Origin of the sequence: Bacillus sp. GZB, from assembly GCF_001975995.1 — a bacterium.
Classification (GTDB): Bacteria; Bacillota; Bacilli; order Bacillales; family Bacillaceae; genus Bacillus; species Bacillus velezensis.
Genome location: NZ_MTQG01000016.1, coordinates 474,057 through 494,620 on the forward strand (window position 1 = coordinate 474,057; position 20,564 = coordinate 494,620).

Genomic DNA, 20,564 nt, shown 5'->3' on the forward strand with positions numbered 1-20,564 from the left:
TCCACAGAAGTTTAGTAGTTTGTAAGTGCTGTATTAGGATAATAGAACGCAAGAATAGAAGTATACGGCTCTCCGGCCTCCGCTCTTTCTTTTGCTCCGTATTGACTCATTCCTACGCCGTGGCCGTATCCCTTTCCTGATATCGTGATTTGCGAAGAATTACCGGACGCACTGGCGTATGTGCTTTTAAAAGATGAAGCTCCGATCATCGTCCTGAGTTCAGACGCTTTCACCTCAACAGATGCAGTCTTGTTCATGACATAGCCTTTCGACTTGTCATTCACATGGTACGTGACCTTCACCGCGGCGTCTTCCGCGCGCTGGCCTTTTGTTTTTCCGGTGAGCGAGAGATCAGAGATGCTTGCAATTTTTATGGAACTTGCATTGGTTTCTTTATTTTTCATCAGCCAATTTTTTATTCCGTTGAGCTGCGCGGCATTTGCTTCGTTTGTTTTAGACCACCAGGATGCGGGATTTTTCATATCCAGACCCTCTGGCAGCTGCTGCTTCTGCAATGTTAAAGACCAGCTGATTTCCGGATCTTTTGTATCCTTTTTGGCTACTAAATACGGCACTTTCGATCCCCACACTTCATCGCCGGCTTCCATGTAACCGCCATTGCTTGATGAGTAAGTGGCATCTATCAATCTGCCGGAATAAGTGAGCACTTTCCCTTTTGTTCCGTTAACGGCTGCGGTGGCGTTTGGATACCAGCTGTATCCACCGTAAACCTGAAACGCCGTTGTATCCGCGACTGTTTGTCCCATCTTGCCGATAGAGTAGGTGCGGGCGGCAACAGCCTGGGCTTTCAGCGCTTCTGTCGGCCAGCTTCCCGGCATTTCATTCGGCAGGACACCTTTCAGATAATCCTCAAAAGGAATGTTTTCATTAACAGGTCTTACATATTTGCCGGATTCCGCAGTGAAACTCATATTCCCCAGATATGGCTTCCCGTCAATGCTGATTGTGTTTGCTGTTGAATACTTTTCTGGAACCGCCTTGAAAGACGTTTTTCCGCTGTTAATGCCTGCAACGCCTAATTTGCCGCCGGACGTTTCAATACGGTACGTCTTTCCGTTTACGAGATAAAACTCTTTTGCGTAAGCAGCCTTAACTGAATCGGCAATCGAATTCGCGCTGCCTATTAATGTATAAGAATAGGTGCCTTTCTTTTTAAAAAGGCTGGCTTCGTCGGCCGGTGTTTCGCTTTTTTTAATGTATACAAGCGGCATATGATTTGCGGCGGCAATATTTGATCCGACAACGATGTCCGCTAATTTAGTCCCGTTGGCAGCCACCGTTTTGCTTGCATCCATGCCAAGCGAAGTGACTGCGTTTGCTGATATTTGATATCTGTTTGATCCGGTAATTCTTTTGGTGACCGAGGCCTTCTTTTTAATTTGATTCTCCACATCTTTGCTGACGCTTGAAGTGCCTCCCATGATGATTACTTTTTTAGGCAGATTGTAGCTCGGGAGGGAGTCTTTTTTCGTCAGGAGAATCGGATAGCCGTTTTGCGCAGCATAAGGCGCGATTGCCAGCGCATCCGTATATACATCCCCCGTTACTACGACCGCTTGGTCATAGCTGCCCATTTCGGCCGCAATATTTTTAGACAGATCATATCTGTTTTTTCCGCTGATCCGTTTCGTGCGGCCATATTTCTTCAATGTCTTTTCCGCGGCTGACGAAATACTGTTCGTCCCGCCGATGATTAGAATATTATCCGGACTGAATTTCTTGATTTGCGCTTCTGTGCTGCTGCTCAGTTTTTTCGCTTCAGTCAGCAGAACAGGCGCTTTCAGTTTATTCGCTAAAGGAATGACAGAAAGCGTGTCCGCAAAATAAGCGTCCGTATTCACGACGACTACGTTGGACGGGTTTTTCCAATACTTAGATGTCGCAGCGTTAGCCGTATCATATTTGGACGCGCCTCCCAATCTGACAACGGAGGAGACATCGTTTCCCGTCAGTTTATAAGTTCCTGAAGGTTCGATATTCAGAGTCGATTTATTACCAATATAATTCGTCAGTTTTACTGAAATATCAGAACTGGACGCAAAAGTGCTTTCCGGTAATAAAGCCAGGCTGAATATCACAGAAAAACAGACAGCCCATATTGTTTTCTTCAATTTTTATCCCGCCTTTTGCTGATCATGGTGTATTATTTTGCTTTCTCGATTTCCTTGATCTCTTTTTGGCCTTTATCATTTGTGAAATAAGTGATGCTGACTTTGTCATTTTCGCTGAATTTATTCAGAACATCAGAGAAGTCATCAGAAAACTCAAAGCTGACGGGCTGATCATCCACTTTTACTTCAATTGTGTGCGTATCCGCCATACCGACATAATATGCCGTTTCTTTTTGAGCCTGGGCCTCCGAAGAACCGCTTCCCTTCTTTGATTGATCCGCCGTTCCGCACGCTGCCAATACAACAGAAAAAAGCAGTATTAAGAACGAAGCTGCAATAGTTTTTTTCATTTTTTTCACCTCATCTTTATGTATCGTCTTATACTAACTTTTTTTTAAGGTAATTTTAAGGTCTTTTTGTAACCTTTTTTTAAGAATTTCGTCTATTACATGGTTATAAGTAAAAATATGACTGGGTTTATAAAGATTAGGGAATTTAATATGGAAGTTAATAGAAAAGGTGATGACAAATGAGAGCTGAACGAAAAAGAAAGAAGAAAAAAGTTCTTCTGACAATCGTAACAATCATCGGGCTGTTAGTTTTATCATCAGGAGGCTACGTCTACTACTTGTGGCACAAAGCGGCTTCAACGGTGGCAAGCATTCAGGAAGACTTGAAAAAATCGGACAAACGTGACACGGATATAGATCTCGGAAAGAAGGATCCGATTTCTGTTTTAATCATGGGCGTCGATGAGCGGAAAAATGACAAGGGTCGCGCGGATACGATGATTTATATGACCGTCAATCCTAAAACGAATACAACAGAAATGGTCAGCATTCCGCGTGATACGTATACGAAAATCTCCGGCAAAGGTACGATGGATAAAATCAACCACTCCTATGCTTTCGGCGGAACGCAGATGGCCGCGGATACCGTCGAGGACCTGCTTGACGTGCCGGTAGATTATTTTGTGAAAGTAAACATGGAGAGCTTCAAAGATACCGTGGATACACTCGGCGGGATTACGGTGAACAGCACGTTTGCCTTCAACTACGACGGGCACTCTTTCGGAACGGGGAACATCAGCCTGAACGGCGAAGAAGCGCTTGCCTACACGCGTATGAGAAAAGAAGATCCCCGGGGGGATTTCGGCAGGCAGCAGCGCCAGCGCCAAGTGATTGAGGGGATTATTTCTAAAGGGGCAAACATCTCGTCTGTCACGAAATTCGGAGATATGTTTAAGGTCATTGAAAACAATATGAAAACAAACATGTCATTCGATGATATGTGGACGGTTATGACTGACTATAAAAACGCCCGCAGTAAAGTCACTCAGCATGAACTGAAGGGAACGGGAACGAGAATCAACAATATCTATTATTACAAATTAGATGAAGCAAGCCTCGCTTCAGTCAAAAAAGAATTAAAAGAAAGCCTGAAATAATAAAAAACTCTGCATATGATGCAGAGTTTTTTTATTCTGTAAAAGGCTGCGGACGGGTTTTTCTATAGCCGTACCGATAAAGCAGTTCTTCCACAATCCGTTTTGAAGCCGATCCGTCACCATAAGGGTTTGACGCCTTTGACATCCGTTCATATTCAGCCTGATCGGTTAAGAGCTGTTTTGTCAGCTGATACACCGTTTCTTCATCTGTACCCGCCAGCTTTAATGTCCCGGCTTTCACTCCTTCGGGGCGCTCGGTTGTGTCCCGAAGCACCAAGACCGGCTTTCCGAGAGAAGGCGCTTCCTCCTGCACTCCGCCCGAGTCGGTCAAAATGAAATTTGCTTTCGCAGCGAAGTTATGGAAATCCACGACCTCCAGAGGTTCTATTAAATGCACCCTGTCCGAATCAGCGAAATGGGCTTCTGCGGCCTCACGAACTGCGGGATTCAAATGAACGGGATAAACGACTTGTACGTCCTCAAACTCTTCAACGACTCTTCTGACGGCCTTAAACATCTGTTCCATCGGCCTGCCTAAATTTTCACGTCTGTGCGCTGTCAAAAGAATCATCCTGCTTCCGTCCAGCTTGTCAAAAATCGGATGAGAATAGTCTTCCCGCACTGTCGTTTGAAGCGCGTCTATCGCTGTATTTCCCGTGACAAATATAGAATCCGGCTGTTTATTTTCAGCAAGCAGATTCTGTTCAGCCTGGCTTGTCGGCGCAAAATTCACATCAGCGATCACGCCCGTCATCTGCCGGTTGATTTCCTCAGGGAAAGGAGAGTATTTATTTTGCGTACGCAGACCGGCTTCCACATGGCCGACGGCGATTTGATGATAAAAGGCGGCAAGGCTTCCGGCGAACGTTGTCGTCGTATCTCCGTGGACCAAAACGATATCTGGTTTTACTTCTTGGAACAGCTTGTCCAGTTTCAGCAAAGCATGAGATGTAATTTCTGAAAGCGTTTGACGCTCTTTCATAATATTCAAATCAAAATCAGGCGTAATGCTGAATGCTTCAAGCACTTGATCCAGCATCTGTCTGTGCTGTGCGGTTACTGTCACCAGCGAATCAATTTCCTGATATTTTTCAAGCTCTAATACGAGCGGAGCCATTTTAATTGCTTCAGGTCTTGTACCGAATACGGTCATTACTTTTAGTTTTTTCAACGGTTTGTCTGCACCTCGTTTTATGTGTCGGATATCCCTTCATGTTAACATATTTATGCCGTTTCTTAGATATTGTAAAGCTTAATGGCAAACAAAGCAAAAACCGTTACAAGACTCTTTGAAAGCGGATTAAAAGGTGTGAATTTTAATCAATTGTGGTAAAGTGGAAAAAGACTAGGTTATAGTTCTGAAAAAAAGATTTTGCAGAAACAAGGATGGTGTTATTCAGTGAAGAAAGTACGCAAAGCCATTATTCCGGCAGCAGGTTTAGGCACTCGTTTTTTGCCGGCCACAAAAGCAATGCCTAAAGAAATGCTTCCAATCGTTGATAAGCCGACAATTCAGTATATTATCGAAGAAGCTGTCGAATCCGGCATCGAAGATATTATTATCGTAACCGGAAAAGGAAAAAGAGCAATAGAAGACCATTTCGACAATGCCCCTGAACTGGAACGTAATTTAGAAGAAAAAGGGAAAATCGAACTGCTTCAAAAAGTGAAAAAATCGTCAAATATTGCGGATATCCACTATATTCGCCAAAAAGAGCCAAAAGGACTCGGTCATGCCGTTTGGTGCGCACGCAACTTCATCGGCGATGAACCTTTCGCCGTTCTTCTCGGCGATGATATTGTCCAGGCTGAAAAACCGGGACTTCGTCAGCTGATGGATGAATACGAAAAAACATTGTCTTCAATCATCGGTGTTCAGCAAGTTCCTGAAAGCGACACACACCGCTACGGAATTATCGATCCGTTAACAAATGAAGGCCGCCGGTACCAGGTCAAAAATTTTGTAGAGAAGCCTGAACCGGGTACAGCCCCTTCCAACTTGGCAATTTTAGGAAGATACGTTTTCACTCCTGAAATTTTCATGTACCTGGAACAGCAGGAAGTCGGTGCAGGAGGAGAAATTCAATTAACGGACGCCATCCAAAAGCTCAATGACATTCAGCGTGTCTTCGCTTATGATTTCGAAGGAAAACGTTACGATGTCGGTGAAAAACTCGGATTTATCGAGACGACACTTGAATTCGCCTTACAGGATCAGGATATCCGCCATAAATTAATTCCGTTCATGAAGGATCTTCTTGAAAAAGAAGAAGCTGACGAATAGAAAAAGCTGCCGAATCCGGCAGCTTTTTTTATGTGATCTTTACTTTTTAGACGTTACCGTCAGTGTTTGATCAGTATTGTTCACAGAAAAAGTATATTCCTGGTTTTTAAGCATGAGCAAATTCTGATTGATTTTGCTGCCGCCTTTTTCACTTAAAGCTGAGATGTCTGCGGGACGCGATAAATGAAAAACCACTTCGGAGACTGTATCATTGTCAATCACTACATCCGTTTTTGCATCGGATGTTTTTAATACGTTCCGTCCGTCAGCCGTTTGTCCGGCAGCTGGATTTTTCAATTTACTCTGTACATCGTCCCGGCTTTTATTGAGATATGAGAGAAACTCTTCTGCTGTTTGGCTTGATAAACTGCCGCTGAAATCATTAAGCTGAACATCCGTCTTTTTTAAAGCGTTCACTTTATACAGATCAGTCTTTTTCATAAAGTACTCTTTATCGTTTAATTTCACTTTGGCCGCCTGGTTATTTTCGGCTTCTACCTGCACCTTCGTGCCGAAACTTACACTTGCGGAGGCTTTTCCTTTTATATCTTTTTCAGTATAAAGGTCCGCCTTTTCAGCTTTTACCAAAGCAGGTTTATTCACAGACTCATAAAGTCCGGCATCGCTCTGTTTGACGTGACCGAAAGATGTGATCGCACGCAGAGGCTTGTCTGAAAACATCGAAGCGCCTGCGCCGACAGCCAGCAATGCAAGCAGCGTAATCTGTATCGTATTGGCAATGAATTTAGGCTTCGCTTTCTTTTGCTGCGCCTGAGTGATTTTCTGTTCCTCGGCTGCCCGCGTTCTGCCTTCAATCTGCTCGTTTTGATATTTCTTTTTTTCTTTCTTTGAAAGCTTGTTGAACCAATCCACAAAAGCTTTATATTCTTTCACAACAGCTTTCGTTTCGTCGAACATACGCATTTCGCCGTAATGCATCCAAGCCACCCGATCACACATTTTCTCAATCTGTCCGATGGAATGACTGACGAAAAAGATCGTTTTGCCGCGTTCTTTAAATTCCGTAATGCGGTCCACACATTTCTGATAGAAAGTCTGGTCCCCTACTGAGAGCGCCTCATCAATAATGAGGATGTCAGGGTCCATATGCGCCGAAATGGCAAAACCGAGACGGGATTTCATACCGCTTGAGTAGCTTTTAACAGGCTGATCTATAAAGTCGCCGATATCCGCGAATTCAACGATTTTTTCATAAAGCTCGTCTATCTGCCGATTGTTGAGACCCATCATCAAGCATTTTAAACGAATGTTGTCTTTACCGCTTAATTGATTGTTTAATCCGGCAGAAATCGCGATTAAAGACGGCTGCCCGTTCATATCAATCTCACCGCTTGTCGGCGGAATGATCTTTGCAAGCAAATTGGACATCGTTGATTTTCCCGACCCGTTGATCCCTACGAATCCGATCGTTTCCCCTTCATAGACATCAAAAGAAACATTTCGGACAGCGAAAAAACCTTTTTGATTTCTGTTTGGGAAAAACAGTCCTTTAATTTTGTCAGACTGTTTTTTATATAGAAAATACTGTTTTGAAACATTTCTGAACGAAACTTTTAGTTTCATCGTATAATCTCCTTACTATATTAAAGAAAGTCAACAAACTTATCTCTGAATTTCATATGAAGAAGTGAACCGACTGTTAACAACAGCAGTGTGACGAACCAGAAATACAGCGTGTATTTCACATCGTGGAAAAACCACTGCCCTTCCATAAAGCTGTCTCTAAAGCCCTCGATAATATAGAAAAGAGGGTTTAACTTCAAGATGGTCAAAACTTCAGGTCTGTTTCCAAATTTCTCCGCAATGTCCCAGAAAATCGGCAGAAGAAAAAAGAGCAGCCTTGTGACGGCCTGAAGCAAAAACTGGTAATCCCTGATTAATACGCTGATAGTCGAATTAAACAGGCCGAAAGCAAACATAAAACTGATCATACAAAACAGGTAATAAATATATTGCAGCCAGTGCAGCGTCGGAAAAAGACCGTTGCTCAGCAGCACAATAATATAAATCCCCATCATCACAAAATAACTGAATAAGTTCGATGCTATCACTACAGAAGGCAGTGAACTGATCGGAAAGTTCATTTTCGACACTAAATTTATCCGTTTAAAAACGCTGTTAGATGCATCCAGTATCGTCGGACTGATAAAGAACCAAGGAATTAAGCCGGCCAGCATCCAGACAATGAACGGTACGCTGTCTCCATTTCCAAGCACCATATCATGTCCGCCGCGAATCCCGAGACCAAATACGAACCAGTATGCCAGCATTTGAATCATGGGGTTGAGAAACTGCCACAATATACCCAAATAGTTCACTTGATACTTTGATTTCGTTTCGTACACTGCAAGCCGCATAATCAGCGGAAATGAGTTGAATTGCTCTTTCAGAATTTTTACCAATGCATTCATTCTAATCTTCCTTAGTCGTAAGTTTTAGGTAATAGCTTTGACTTACAAAAGCACCGCTCATAATTGTAACAGATTACGATGTATTTTTCACTTCATAACAAGCCTGAGTCCCATGAGCGCAACATGCCGTCACTTAAGCAAAAAAGCATAATTAACGTGGTTAAATTATGCTTTTTTGCACTTATTTACTTGTCCACGAAAATCACTTTTACGGCTTTTTCAGACGATTCTCCGGTTTCTAAATAACAGAACTTCTCGTAAAAAGGTCCGAACGAATCCGGAAGCTTATAATCATCTGATTCCGTTTCATTGACCCATTTGATAACGTCACCTGTTTCTTTGACAAGCGGGCCGGGCGCTTCTTTTTCAAAGTCAAAGTAAAACCCTCTGAGTTTATCCCGGTACGTTTCGATATCAGGCACATAAAACAGCATCGGTCTTTTCAGATTTGCATAGTCAAAAAAGACAGAGGAATAGTCCGTTATGAGTAAATCAGAGACCATATACAGCTCACGGATATCTTCGTAGCTGGAGAAATCATAAGCAAATCCTTCATACGGTCCGAGATCAAAGTTTTCCGCCACGAGATAATGCATTCGTAAAATAATGACATAACGGTCGCCGATCGCTTCTCTCAATTGATGAAGGTCTAAATCAAGATCAAACTTGTATTTTCCCTTCTTATAAAATTGGTCATCCCGCCATGTCGGTGCGTAGATAATCACTTTTTTATCTTGCGGAAGATTCATTTTTTCTTTCAGCGCTTTGATGACAGAAGGGCTGTTATCCGTTTGAAGGAAGTCATTCCGCGGATATCCCGATTCAATCATGGTTTTATTAAACTGAAACGCCCGGGCGAATATTTCGGTTGAATATGCGTTCGGTGAAATCAGGTAATCCCACTTTGAAGCCTCTGTCGTAAAGTTGCGCTTGTATTTTTCAGTGTTTGTTCCCGGCATATGCACTTCATCCATATCTACTGCAAGGCGCTTTAAAGGCGTGCCATGCCATGTCTGGACATATGTCGTATGCTCAGGTTTCGGAATCCACAGCGGCATACGGCTGTTGACAACCCAGTACTCGGCTCTTGCCATGGCGAACAGCCATTTGAACGTAAAGCGTTCGATATAAGGAATTCCTTTATCTTTAAATGTCTGTGAGTAAGCGGGGTTTACACTCCAGCAGAGACGGTATTCCGGCATCTCTTTGCTCATGTATTCATAAATCGCCCGCGGGTTGCAGCTGTACTGTTTTCCGGCAAAGCTTTCAAACATGACAAATTTCTGTTTGACAGGCAGCCTCCCCGCAACCCTGAATCCCGCTTTATAAGTGTTTTGTATTCTTTTCTCAATGAACTTTTTCAGCTTATTCTTTCTCTTGCGTACAAAGGAAGCGCCCCGTTTCAGCTTTCCTTTCACAAAATACTCCACGCGGGTGCTGAAGCTGTAATCGTTCATTCTCAGGTGGAGATTTTTCGTTTTCTTTTTCGTGAAAACGTGAAATCTGGCAGGCCCTTTCTCCGTTTTCAAAATCGTGAATTGGTTAGGGTTTACATGTTCAGATTTCAGAACCTTTAACGGTTTGCTGTTGGTGATAATCTCTTCACCCGTCCCGGCATCTTCAAAAATGAATTGAATGTGGAATTGAAAGGTTAGCTGCTGATTCAATTCTTTATAAACGGCATTCAAATCAATTTTTGTATCAAAGCCTATCGTGTCAAGCACCGTTGTGTCCTGAACATATTCATCAAGGTCGTGTCTCGGCACGTCATGAAGCGGATACTTCAGAATGAGAGGCTCCTCTTCTTTTCCTTTTTTCATTTTCAGAATCAGGTTTTTTTCTTTTATCTTTAAGGCTTCTGCCGCATTCAGCCGGAATGCAAAACCTTTCAGATGTAAGCTGCCGTCAGATTCGAGCTCCATTTCATCAATCCGCGTGACGAACTTTTTCTGCAGCAGCTTTAAGGAGAAATTCCCTTTCTTCGTCGTGTAAGGGAAAAAGAACATATGATGAGCCTCATCTTTATAAGAAGACAGTTCAATAGGTTCAAGGCTGGATTTTAACCGTTTTTTACTGATATCACTGTCATCATTGATAAAGGAGACATAGAAATCCAGACATCCTTTGCCGTCCGTATGGTCAGAAAGCAGATCCGTGCTCATGACAGCATGGTACTCCCCGCCTTCTCCCGCCAACCGTTTCAGAGGGACGGAAAGTTCCGCTTTTGTCTTACGATTTATAATCTGAAGAGAAGGCTCTTCCTCTGCAGTGACATTTTCACAGGATATCGTAATGCTGAATGTCTCTTCCTTTATGTTAAGATGTTTTAACTTGTATCTGACAGGATTTTCTATACCCATAAAATAAGTCTACTCCTCTGTTTCAATTAAACATATCCAATCACAATCATCATTTTGTTACTTTCAGCGAAAGGTTCTCCTTCACCGTCCGGTAGAATTGATATTGCAGTCCGTTCACTTCTGCCGTCACCTTTTCACCGTCTTCTCTGTTTAACATGACACGTTCATAATCGTTATAAATGACATACATAATATAACCGCCAAGTCCGACTTTTTCAATGTCACTTAACGGGATTTCAAGGACGTACCGCCCGTCTCCCAGTGACTGAACCGGAAACTGGTGGTGTACTTTCATGTTATCTCTGTGCTGAAACAGAATATATTGGGCATTATTTCTGTCCTGTCCGAACAAGCGGAACGTAACGGTGAATTTATGATCGGCGAACACCGCGCTTTCCGTTTCTCCGTGCATGCGAAGTTCGACCAGTTTATTTTCTTCATCCGTCAGCGGGCTTTCTAAATAAGCCAGCCCGTCTTGCGTCACGATGTTTTTATCGGGCTCTTTTTTGGACCAGCGGAACAGCTTTTCGACCTCATCATACCGTTTTTGAGTCAGCAGACGGAAGGCTGTTTTATGAATCGGATGGAAAAATGTCTCGGAAATATCGTATTTCGTCTTCTTTAACACATTCAGAATTTCATTGAATTTATTGTAGTAGGCTTCTTTGTTTTCGCTTTTCAGGAAGTGCATCCGATCGAAAAGGCGCGTAATGGAATCGAATTCGATCAGGCGGTTCATCGCCATCTTCTCTTTTTCAGTATCTAATTTTTTGTTCAGAATATACTTCATTACGGCTATGTTCGTGTCGGTTTTTTCCATTATATTAGTCTGCTTTGTCAGCGACTCATTATTGTCCATTCTGTTCAGATAATAGACCGGTTCGGTTGACGTTGAAATATCTCCGCACGCCAAAAGAACATCCATAAAAAATTGCTTATCTTCAGCAAATTTCATTTCCGGATATCTGATATCATTATCTTTTAGAAATTGTAAGTTCATCATTCTTGCCCGCGGGCCGAGATGATAGAAAATATGCCGGATTGAAAAAGGCGATACCTTCGCTCTGTTCAGCGAAGACTCATGCTTCCCGATCGTTTTTTGACCGTTCACCTGCATTTCGATCGTTTTTCCGACCGCATAATTTACCTGATCTCTTTCAAGCATGTCGAATAAGATTTTAACTCCGTTCGGCGCAAACCAATCATCTGCATCCAAAAATGTAATGTACTTCGCATTTGCCAGCTCAATTCCCAAGTTTCTCGGATAAGCCGGGGTTCCCGTGTTGTCTTTCAAAAAGACGACTGTAATATTTTCATACAATTCGGCGTACTCAGTCAGGATGTTTCTGGAATCATCAGTAGAGCAATCATCGACCAGAATTAAAGAAATATGCTGAAAGCCGATGTTTTGAAGGATCACTGAATCAACTGTTTTCCTTACATATTCTTCTGCATTATAAACAGGAACGACTACCGCTACCTTCTTCTCTTCCGCCAATGCTTCTTTGTTTAAAATGGTATATTCGCGTTCTTCTACGGACGGCTTGGACTCTTTTTTATTCAACTTAAAAAAGTTACTAAGATTCATCTTTAAATTCTCCTCTTATTGTCTAGCTTTTTTTCAAAAGCGCATAACAAATATAGCGAAAATAACCTTATATTACAAGAAGTACTCCCTATCCGGAGGGAGTACTTCTTTATCATCTGTATATCCGAATGTTTCAATTACACCCCGGCAATTTCTTTTTTAATCTGTGTGGTGGAAATGCCTTCGGTTCTAGGGAGGTAGATGACTTCGCATTGATCTTTAAGGAAATCGAATTTGCCTTCCCAATCGTCTCCCATTACGAACACGTCGATGTTGTGATCCGCTACGTCACGTACTTTTTGATCCCAGCTGTTTTCCGGAATGACTTCGTCGACATAACGGATCGTTTCCAGAATCAGCTTTCTGTGTTCATAGCTGTGGTAGGCCTTTTTTTGTTTTTGCAGGTTGAACTCGTCTGTTGAGATGGCGACAACAAGGTAATCCCCAAGCTGCTTTGCGCGCTCAAGCAGTTTAATATGACCCCAATGCAGTAAATCAAACGTACCGTAAGTAATGACCTTCTTCATGAAACAAAAGCTCCTTTCTATCATCATACGTATAACAAGCAACTGCCCTGAAATGCTGCGCAGCTGTATCCTTAATCACTAAAGTGCCAATTTCGTACTCATGGAACCTCATTATATCACATAGCCCTGAAAAGGTTAAGCCAATGTAAAACGAAGTTAAAATCCACTTATTAACAAATGTTATTACAATAGGAGTTTAGCAGGGTTTTTGCGCGTATGATTAAAGAAATTGTTATCTTATTTATATTTTTGTAAAACTATTGTTAAGTTTATCTGAAGGTATTATGTTAAAATAAAGCTTAGCCTAAGTCACGAAAAAGTGAAAGAAAATCCCGTACAAAAAGGAGGACGGCAGATGCAGACTGAAATGGTGCACAACCTTTCTTATGTTAATGGAAATTTACAGGAGTTTATTTCATATTTAGACACTTATTATATCGCACAAAAGCAAGGAGCCGTCATTGCGACGGTCAATCCTGAGATCGGATACGCTGCGGCGAAAGACAAAGGTTATCATCAAGTCATTTCATCCGCGGATTTCGTCCTGCCGGATGGTATCGGCGTCGTGTTAATGTCACGTTTGACGCAGCACCCGCTGAAATCAAGAATTGCGGGATTCGATGTGTTTCTTGCGCTGCTCGGCCTCGCAAACCGGCAGTCTAAAAAAATATTTTTATACGGAGCTAAACAAGACGTGCTTGACGCCGTTTTGAACCGGATCAGCAAAGAGTATCCGAATATTGAGGTTGTCGGAGCCAGCAACGGTTATGAAGCGGATAAACGCTTCGTCGCCAAACAGATTTCCCGGGCGAAACCCGATCTCGTGTTTGTCGCCTTAGGATATCCCCATCAGGAACAATTTATTTATGAATACAAACATCTTTTCCCTCAGGCTGTATCGATCGGTTTGGGCGGAAGCTTTGATGTGTTCAGCGGAACGGTGAAACGCGCCCCTGAATGGATGATTAAAACGAATCTGGAATGGCTGTACAGACTGGTGACGAATCCGTGGAGATGGAAAAGGATGCTGAACATTCCGAAGTATGCTTTTACCGTTTTGAGAAATAATAAATCAAATAAAAGCCTGTATTCCAAGCAGGCAGAAGATCAAACGAAACAGCTTTAAACAAATAAAACAGCAAAAGAGATTGGTAATCTATGAACTTGCGATCTTTATTCGCCGCTTTTTATTCTATATATCTGTCTGTTCTCGGCGTTTTGTTCAAGCCTGTAAAGCCCAAGAACCATTTGACCCTGCTGGTATCTTTTGAAGAGAATGCGCAGGCTCTCATCCGTTCTTACAAAGCGCACGCTGAATCGCTTTCTTATGAAGTGACGGTTTTGTATACGAGACACGCTGTCAGTCTGAAAAAAGAGCTGGAAGGTATCGGCTCTTTTTATCTGAACGAAAAACATCCGCTGCATCTTTTGAAGGCTGTTTTGATCCTTTTTAAGAGCAAAGTGGTGATAACGGATAACTATTTTCTCATGACAAGCGTCTTAAACCGCCGGCCGCAAACGACATGCATTCAGGTGTGGCATGCGAACGGCTCTTTGAAAAAGTTCGGCCTTGAGGATGTGACGAATCAAAACCACCCGGCATCAGACATCAGCCGTTTTAAAAAAGTGTACCGTTCGTTTGACTTTGTCACCGTCGGCTCAGACGCGATGGCTGATGTTTTTAAAAAGTCGTTCGGCATACGGGACGGCCAGCTGTTAAAAACGGGTGTCCCCCTGACTGACGTCTATTATGAAGAACACAAGCCCGATCTGAAGCACAAATGGCCGAAAAAAATCATCCTGTACGCACCGACATTCAGGGATTATGATATGCAATCCTTTCGGCTGCCATTCACCGAAGAACAGCTCACAAACGCGTTAAACGGAGAGTATATGCTGCTTGTAAAGCTTCATCCTGCCGTTTTGCATCAGATTTCGGCTTCGTTTGAAAGCGAATTGATCAAGAACGTGTCTGACATGCGTCTTCATGATCTCTTGAAAGCCGCTGATATTTTAATTACGGATTACTCTTCCGTGCCTTTTGAATTCGCGCTCTTAAATAAACCGATTTTCTTTTTCACGTATGATCTGGAGGAATATGATCAAAAGCGCGGTTTAATCGACAATTATACGTCCGTCATTCCCGGAAAGGCTTGTCATGACAGCGAAGCCCTTCTGGAGGAAATGACGAAAAAGTCATTTCGTGCAGAAGAAATGAAGCGGTTCTCGGACAAATGGAATATGTATTCAGATGGGAATTCGAGTGAAGCGTTATTGAAATTTGCGGAAACAAAAATGAAAAATTGTGCTGAAGCACCTGCCTGAATCCGACGGCGGGTGTTTTTTGCATGAAGAAAGGGCTGAAGCATACACTTCAGCCCTTTTTTTATACTTTCATATACACGGGAACATCATAGTAAAGCGTATAGTCATCCAGCAGTGAGTATAAGCTGTACATGCGGTTTACCTGCTTATACGCCCAGCCGATGTCTGTCGCATACTGATGGGCCGCGGCTGGAGACCATCTCATTTTATACAGCGTATCCTGCTCGTATGAAGGATTGTGAATATAAGACGCACCGATAAATTGGGCTCCGCCGATAATCGCGGCTTCCGGAGTAAACCAGCCTTGATTATACGCGTATTGTGCGCCGTAGTAATTCGGGTTGCTGTCATAAGCCCCGATGCCGTACATGTTGTAAACCTTTTTACCATTATACATAATGCCGTTCGCAAGTTCTGACGTGCCATTGCCCGTTTCAAGCAAAGCATGCGAAATCAAATACACTTCATTGATGCTGTATTTGCCGGCGGCTGTAATAAAGGCCTGGCCTTTCCCTGTCAGTATTCCTTTATTGACCAGCACTTTTTGATTCAGTTCCGATGCGTTCAGTCCGGCTGCCTGAGAGAGCTTCAGAAATTGAAAGTAATACTTGCTGTCTTGTGCGAAGTGAGCCGGATTGACATACTGCCCGACTTCGTCACTGCTGGCGTTTCTCCAGCCCATGCTGAGTTTGGCCCAGCCGTTTGTCTGGCCTGTGATGCTGACTTTATCGCCTTTTTTCAACTGCCCGATAATATTGCCGGAGCTGACTTCCGGGGTTGACCGGACGTTCAGGACGTCGGCTGTGACCGTTCCGGAGGCCGTATTGATGTACGTAAGCGATGCATAAGCCGCGGCATCAGTCTGCGGGCTGACTGTCATTTGTTTTTTGACCATATCTGCCAGCGAGATGTTGTAATTGGTATTCATGATTTGCGGTCCGTTTTTTATTTTCAAAATAGCCATCGTCCATCCGTACAGCTTTTTCAGCTTTTGGGAGGCGGCGTCCGCTGACCGCGCTCCCGTGAATTGATCGCGAATGCGGAGTTCATAAACCGGATGGCTTTCACTCGTATAGCCGGCCTGTAATTGTTTGGCGCTGAAAAAGCTCATGCTTTTATTTAAAACGGTTTTACTGCTGAATGTTTCGGTTTTGATGACGTACTGTGCAGAGCCGGTTTTCCCCGTCTCCTTCACAGTTCCGGCCGCTTTGTTTTGCTTGAAAAAAGCAGTCACGCGGTCAATGTCTTCCTTTTTAAGCAGCGGTGCCGTTTCAATTCTGAATTGTGTATACGCCGCTTCACCTGTTTTCTGTGCGGAGGCAGATACTTTTTTCCCTTTGAAAAAGTCCAGCGAACGATTGATCTTTGCCGTATCAAGCAGTGATTCGGTTGTGACTTGGTACGTTGTGTCCGTCTGCTTGGATATCGTTTTTGAAATGGCAGTCAGTTTATATCCCGCCAGCAGATTCAATCCTTTTTTTATCTTCGACTGGTCTGCCGTCTGCTGAGAAAGCAGCTGATATTCGTTTTCTGCTGTTTTTCCCGCCGCTGTTCTTGCCGTCTTTACATGCTGCTGGCGGAAAAACGCCTCCGCTTGATCTGCCTGTGCAGCGGTAAGCTGCCCCGCCGTGATCCGATAAACGGACACTGATGCTGTCTTTTTGACAGGCGATGCGTCGCAATGCCATTTTTTCTTTTTAAAGAAAGCTTGAACACTTTGCAGCTGCTTAGCCGTCAGTCCGCTCATCGCGACCGTGTAATTATTTTTCTTGCCGGCTTTTTGATAGCTTCCGCTGACACCCGTATTCTTCTTGATTTGGGTGATAGCATTTTGTACGGCGCTTACTCCGTTAAAATATCCTGACTGCACGTTGTACACGGTTGCTGTTTTGCTTTGGGCATACTTTTGAACATTCCCTTTGACGCCCGTTTTCTGCTGAAGCTGTTTCGCTAAACCTGCCGCATCATTTGCGTTTGAAATGTCAGAGGCTGTCACGGTGATATTCGGACTGGCCTTTGCCGTGACTTTCAGCGACGACTGCAATCCTGTTTCCTTTTGAAAATCAGTTTGGATTTGAGCGGCTTTTTGATCGCCGGAGATTGTTCCTGATTGGATCTGAAACCGGGCTGTTTCCCGTTTGATCTGACGGTATGACGCTTTCACGCCCGTCTGCTTCGTCAACGCTTGCGAGAGCGCTTTTGCGTCTGCTTCGGCTGCCATCTCAGCAGTCACAACCTGCATGTACGGCTGTTTTGTCCCCGCCGGCTTGACGGCGCCGGTCACGCTCGTTTTTTTCGTCAGTTCGGCAAGAAGATTTTTCGTCTGCCGCTCGTCTGATAGAACGCCTGATGTGACGGTCACGTACGGCTGTTTGCTTCCGCTTGCGCTGTAAGTGCCGGCCACGCCCGTCTGCTTCGTAAAATCTTTCAGCACGGCTTTCGCATCCGTTTCATCGTGTAAGCCTGAAGCTGAGATTTGATAAGTGAGCGGCGTATTTCCGGCTTTCTTTACGTCAGCCTGCCACCCCGTATCCTTTTTCAATTTCGCTGCCGCTTGAAGCGCCTCGTTCTCAGAAGCAAATTGCTGCTTCGTTTCCAGCTCGTAAACGGAGTAGTCGCTGTATGCGGCCTCAGCGGGCTGGGTAAGGGTGCAAAAGACAAGGAAAACGGCGGACAATAACATAGGTGCAACGAATCTCTTTTTCATTCCTTCTCCTCTTTCTGATTCAATTGGTTTCTATCAAACTAGTTTATTTATCGGCCGGCCTTCTTCATTTTTACAGAGAGAAACCACCCAATTTTCCAAATAAAAAAAACTTAATCCCAGAGCTGGGATTAAGTTTGGTTTTATATATGAGAAACGATGAGCGTGCAATCTCCGTTTATCGTAAAGTCAGGCATCTGATCCGGCAGTATGAAATGCGCGCCTTTTTCAAGCTCGGCGGACTTGCCTTCACAGATGATGGAGCCGCTTCCTTCTGTGACGCTGCACAGCATAAACGGAGCGTCCTGGGTCATTTCCGCCGTCCCGCTGATATCCCATTTGTATACAGAAAAATATTCTCCCTGCACAAAGGTTTTGATGGTGACGCCTTTTCTCGTTTCAGTTGATTCATCTAAAAATCCGTCCACATGAGGAACGGTGGCGGCGTTGACGGCATCGCGGATATGCAGCTCACGCGACTGGCCGTTTTGATCTGTACGCCCGTAATCATATATCCGGTAGGCCGCCTCTGAATTCTGCTGTGTTTCAAGCACGAGCGCCCCCGCGCAAATGGCATGGATGGTTCCGCTCGGCACATAATAAAAATCGCCGGGTTTGATCTTCATGCGGCGCAGCAGGCCTTCCCAGTCACCGCTGTTAATCATGGTGACAAGTTCCGCTTTCGAACGGGCCGTGTGACCGTATATGATTTCCGCATTTTCTTTACAGTCAATAATGTACCAGCACTCAGATTTCCCCGTTTCGCCCAGTCCATGCTCCTCGGCGTCATAATCGTCAGGATGGACTTTAACAGACAGATGATGTTTGACGTCCAGTATTTTCGTCAGCAGCGGAAACCGGTCCCCTTCCGTTCCGCCGAATAATTCTCTATGCTGATCCCACAGTTCCATCAAGGTTTTCCCTTGATACGGACCGCTTTTGACCGTGCTCATTCCGTGCGGATGGGCTGAAATCGCCCAGCATTCGCCGGTTGTTTCTGAAGGTATGTCGTATCCGAATCGTTCGCGTAATAACGTGCCGCCCCATAGTTTTTCTTTACATACAGGCTGTAAAAAAATCGGCTCTTGCGTCATGTTCGTTCCCCTCCCCTTAAAAAGCGGCTCATATCCCATTCCCCCTGTGTCTTTTTTAAAACACGGAGGGAGCCGCGGTTAAAAACAATATGTATAATGGCTGACCTGCTCATTATACCATTCGGATGGGGCGGAATGCTCAGTCATTTCCTATTCCAGAATAAAATGCCTTGTTTGTCGCAAATTAAAATAACTGATGGAAAGGGGGGGAACATTTTGACGATACATGCGGAGCTCGGCAAAAACCTTGAAGTGCTGAAAAAACGGTTCGGCCAAAGCGATGACATGATGTTTTATTCGTTTACGTACGGAAACGGCAAATGTGACGCCTGTCTTATATATATAGACGGACTGACCGACAATCAATTGCTTGCGGAATATATTATTTCGCCCGTGCAGGCGGCCGCCCGGCATCAAGAGGACCCGGCTGAAACACCGCCGTCATCCATCTCTTTCGGCTATCGTCATACCCGGCTTTCTTCACTTAAGGACGCGGAGGCAGACATTTTCTCCGGCAAATCGGTTTTGCTGGCGGAGGGGTGGGAGGAAGCTCTTTCGTTTGAGACGGAAACATTTAAAATGCGTGATATTGAAGAACCGTCTTCAGAAGTGCTTGAACGGGGGCCGAGGATAGGTTTTGTCGAAAAGCTTCGGACGAACACGGCGCTTTTGCGCGAGCAGTCCGGTGATCCCAACCTCCAGATCAAAGAGATCACACTCGGCGAACGGACAAAAAAGCGGATCGCCGTTGCCTACATTCGGGATATTGCCCCTGATGATGTTGTAAAAGAAGTGATGAAAAGACTGGAGTCCATCACCATTGACGACATTCCGGAATCAGGAGCGATCGAGCAGCTTATTGAAGATAACACGTATTCTATTTTCCCGACCGTCTTGACGACCGAACGGCCCGACCGGGTTATGGGCGCTCTTTTGGAAGGAAGGGTTTCCATTCTTGTAGACGGAACGCCTTTTACCCTTTTGGTGCCGGCTACCGTTGATGAATTTATCCACTCCCCTGACGATTATAATCAGCGGTGGGTTCCGGTTACCTTTCTCAGGCTGCTTCGGTATACATGCATTTTAATCACGATTTATTTACCCGGCCTTTACATATCGCTCGTTACGTTTCACACGGGGCTCTTACCGACGAGAATGGCGGTTACGATTGCCGGAAGCAGATTGAATGTCCCGTTCCCTCCTTTTGTTGAAGCGTTCATCATGATTTTTACGATCGAGATGATCAGAGAAGCCGGACTCAGGCTGCCGAAGCCGATCGGACAGACGATCGGCCTGATCGGGGGCGTGGTGATCGGACAGGCCGCCGTTCAGGCGAATATTGTCAGCGCGATGATGGTCATTGTCGTATCCGTTACGGCGTTGGCTTCTTTTACGGCGCCCTCCTATGCGTTCAATTTTCCGCTGAGGCTCATCCGTATTTTTTCAATGATTCTGTCGGCGATATTAGGTTTATACGGACTGATCATGTGCTATCTGCTTGTCATCGGCCATCTGATGCGCCTGAAAAGCTTCGGTCAGGACTATCTTATTCCGATCATGGCGCAGCCTGGCCAAGACTTAAAAGATACGATCGTCAGACTGCCGACGCCTCTTTTGAAAAAACGGCCGACCAGAAAAGAGACGAAAGATAAAATCAAGCAAAGGTGATCC

The 20,564-nt window shown here is 44.3% G+C and carries 15 protein-coding genes; 5 read left to right on the forward strand and 10 right to left on the reverse strand.

All coding sequences use genetic code 11. The features are described 5' to 3' along the window. Positions 1-11: 11 nt before the first annotated feature. Both BXO87_RS08195 and BXO87_RS08200 read right to left on the reverse strand, forming a co-directional pair. Positions 12-2,132, reverse strand: coding sequence for a SpoIID/LytB domain-containing protein (locus tag BXO87_RS08195; RefSeq protein ID WP_038460067.1), 2,121 nt, complete (start codon positions 2,130-2,132; stop codon positions 12-14). Positions 2,133-2,164: 32 nt separating this feature from the next. Further along, positions 2,165-2,482 (reverse strand): hypothetical protein, encoded by a 318-nt coding sequence (locus BXO87_RS08200; protein WP_038460069.1) that lies wholly within the window; start codon positions 2,480-2,482, stop codon positions 2,165-2,167. Between the two features lie 179 nt (positions 2,483-2,661). Here BXO87_RS08200 and tagU point away from each other — a divergent pair, with 179 nt between their 5' ends. Then, positions 2,662-3,579, forward strand: a complete 918-nt coding sequence (gene tagU, locus BXO87_RS08205) for a polyisoprenyl-teichoic acid--peptidoglycan teichoic acid transferase TagU (protein ID WP_003151369.1) — start codon at positions 2,662-2,664, stop codon at positions 3,577-3,579. A gap of 31 nt (positions 3,580-3,610) precedes the next feature. Here tagU and wecB read toward each other — a convergent pair whose 3' ends face one another. Then, positions 3,611-4,750, reverse strand: coding sequence for a non-hydrolyzing UDP-N-acetylglucosamine 2-epimerase (wecB, locus tag BXO87_RS08210; protein ID WP_038460071.1), 1,140 nt, complete (start codon positions 4,748-4,750; stop codon positions 3,611-3,613). A 228-nt stretch (positions 4,751-4,978) separates the two neighbouring features. Here wecB and galU point away from each other — a divergent pair, with 228 nt between their 5' ends. Continuing rightward, a complete protein-coding gene (gene galU / locus BXO87_RS08215; protein ID WP_003151367.1) occupies positions 4,979-5,863 on the forward strand; it encodes a UTP--glucose-1-phosphate uridylyltransferase GalU in 885 nt (294 codons plus the stop codon). Between the two features lie 39 nt (positions 5,864-5,902). On the opposite strand, the gene tagH is transcribed toward galU, so the two are convergent. The 5 genes from tagH to tagD form a co-directional block, all read right to left on the reverse strand. Then, entirely contained in the window at positions 5,903-7,447 is a 1,545-nt protein-coding gene (gene tagH, locus BXO87_RS08220) for a teichoic acids export ABC transporter ATP-binding subunit TagH (protein ID WP_038460073.1), read from the reverse strand. Positions 7,448-7,467: 20 nt separating this feature from the next. Continuing rightward, on the reverse strand, positions 7,468-8,295 hold the full coding sequence (locus tag BXO87_RS08225; RefSeq protein ID WP_007614137.1) for an ABC transporter permease: 828 nt from the start codon (positions 8,293-8,295) through the stop codon (positions 7,468-7,470). Positions 8,296-8,480: 185 nt separating this feature from the next. Next, positions 8,481-10,655, reverse strand: coding sequence for a CDP-glycerol glycerophosphotransferase family protein (locus BXO87_RS08230; protein ID WP_038460075.1), 2,175 nt, complete (start codon positions 10,653-10,655; stop codon positions 8,481-8,483). A 49-nt stretch (positions 10,656-10,704) separates the two neighbouring features. Further along, positions 10,705-12,243 carry a glycosyltransferase family 2 protein gene (locus BXO87_RS08235; RefSeq protein ID WP_038460077.1) on the reverse strand — a complete coding sequence of 513 codons (1,539 nt, stop codon included), beginning with the start codon at positions 12,241-12,243 and terminating at the stop codon, positions 10,705-10,707. A 137-nt stretch (positions 12,244-12,380) separates the two neighbouring features. Then, positions 12,381-12,770, reverse strand: a complete 390-nt coding sequence (tagD, locus tag BXO87_RS08240) for a glycerol-3-phosphate cytidylyltransferase (RefSeq protein WP_003151361.1) — start codon at positions 12,768-12,770, stop codon at positions 12,381-12,383. A gap of 355 nt (positions 12,771-13,125) precedes the next feature. Here tagD and BXO87_RS08245 point away from each other — a divergent pair, with 355 nt between their 5' ends. Continuing rightward, positions 13,126-13,896 (forward strand): WecB/TagA/CpsF family glycosyltransferase, encoded by a 771-nt coding sequence (locus BXO87_RS08245; protein ID WP_007407501.1) that lies wholly within the window; start codon positions 13,126-13,128, stop codon positions 13,894-13,896. A gap of 32 nt (positions 13,897-13,928) precedes the next feature. Then, entirely contained in the window at positions 13,929-15,095 is a 1,167-nt protein-coding gene (locus tag BXO87_RS08250; protein WP_038460079.1) for a CDP-glycerol--glycerophosphate glycerophosphotransferase, read from the forward strand. Between the two features lie 61 nt (positions 15,096-15,156). Here the strand turns inward: BXO87_RS08250 and BXO87_RS08255 are convergent, their stop codons facing one another. Continuing rightward, entirely contained in the window at positions 15,157-17,802 is a 2,646-nt protein-coding gene (locus tag BXO87_RS08255; RefSeq protein ID WP_038460082.1) for an N-acetylglucosaminidase, read from the reverse strand. Between the two features lie 140 nt (positions 17,803-17,942). Then, positions 17,943-18,893, reverse strand: coding sequence for a mannose-6-phosphate isomerase, class I (manA, locus tag BXO87_RS08260; protein WP_038460905.1), 951 nt, complete (start codon positions 18,891-18,893; stop codon positions 17,943-17,945). Positions 18,894-19,109: 216 nt separating this feature from the next. Here manA and gerBA point away from each other — a divergent pair, with 216 nt between their 5' ends. Beyond that, on the forward strand, positions 19,110-20,561 hold the full coding sequence (gene gerBA / locus BXO87_RS08265; protein WP_076851306.1) for a spore germination protein GerBA: 1,452 nt from the start codon (positions 19,110-19,112) through the stop codon (positions 20,559-20,561). The last annotated feature ends 3 nt before the right edge of the window (positions 20,562-20,564 follow it).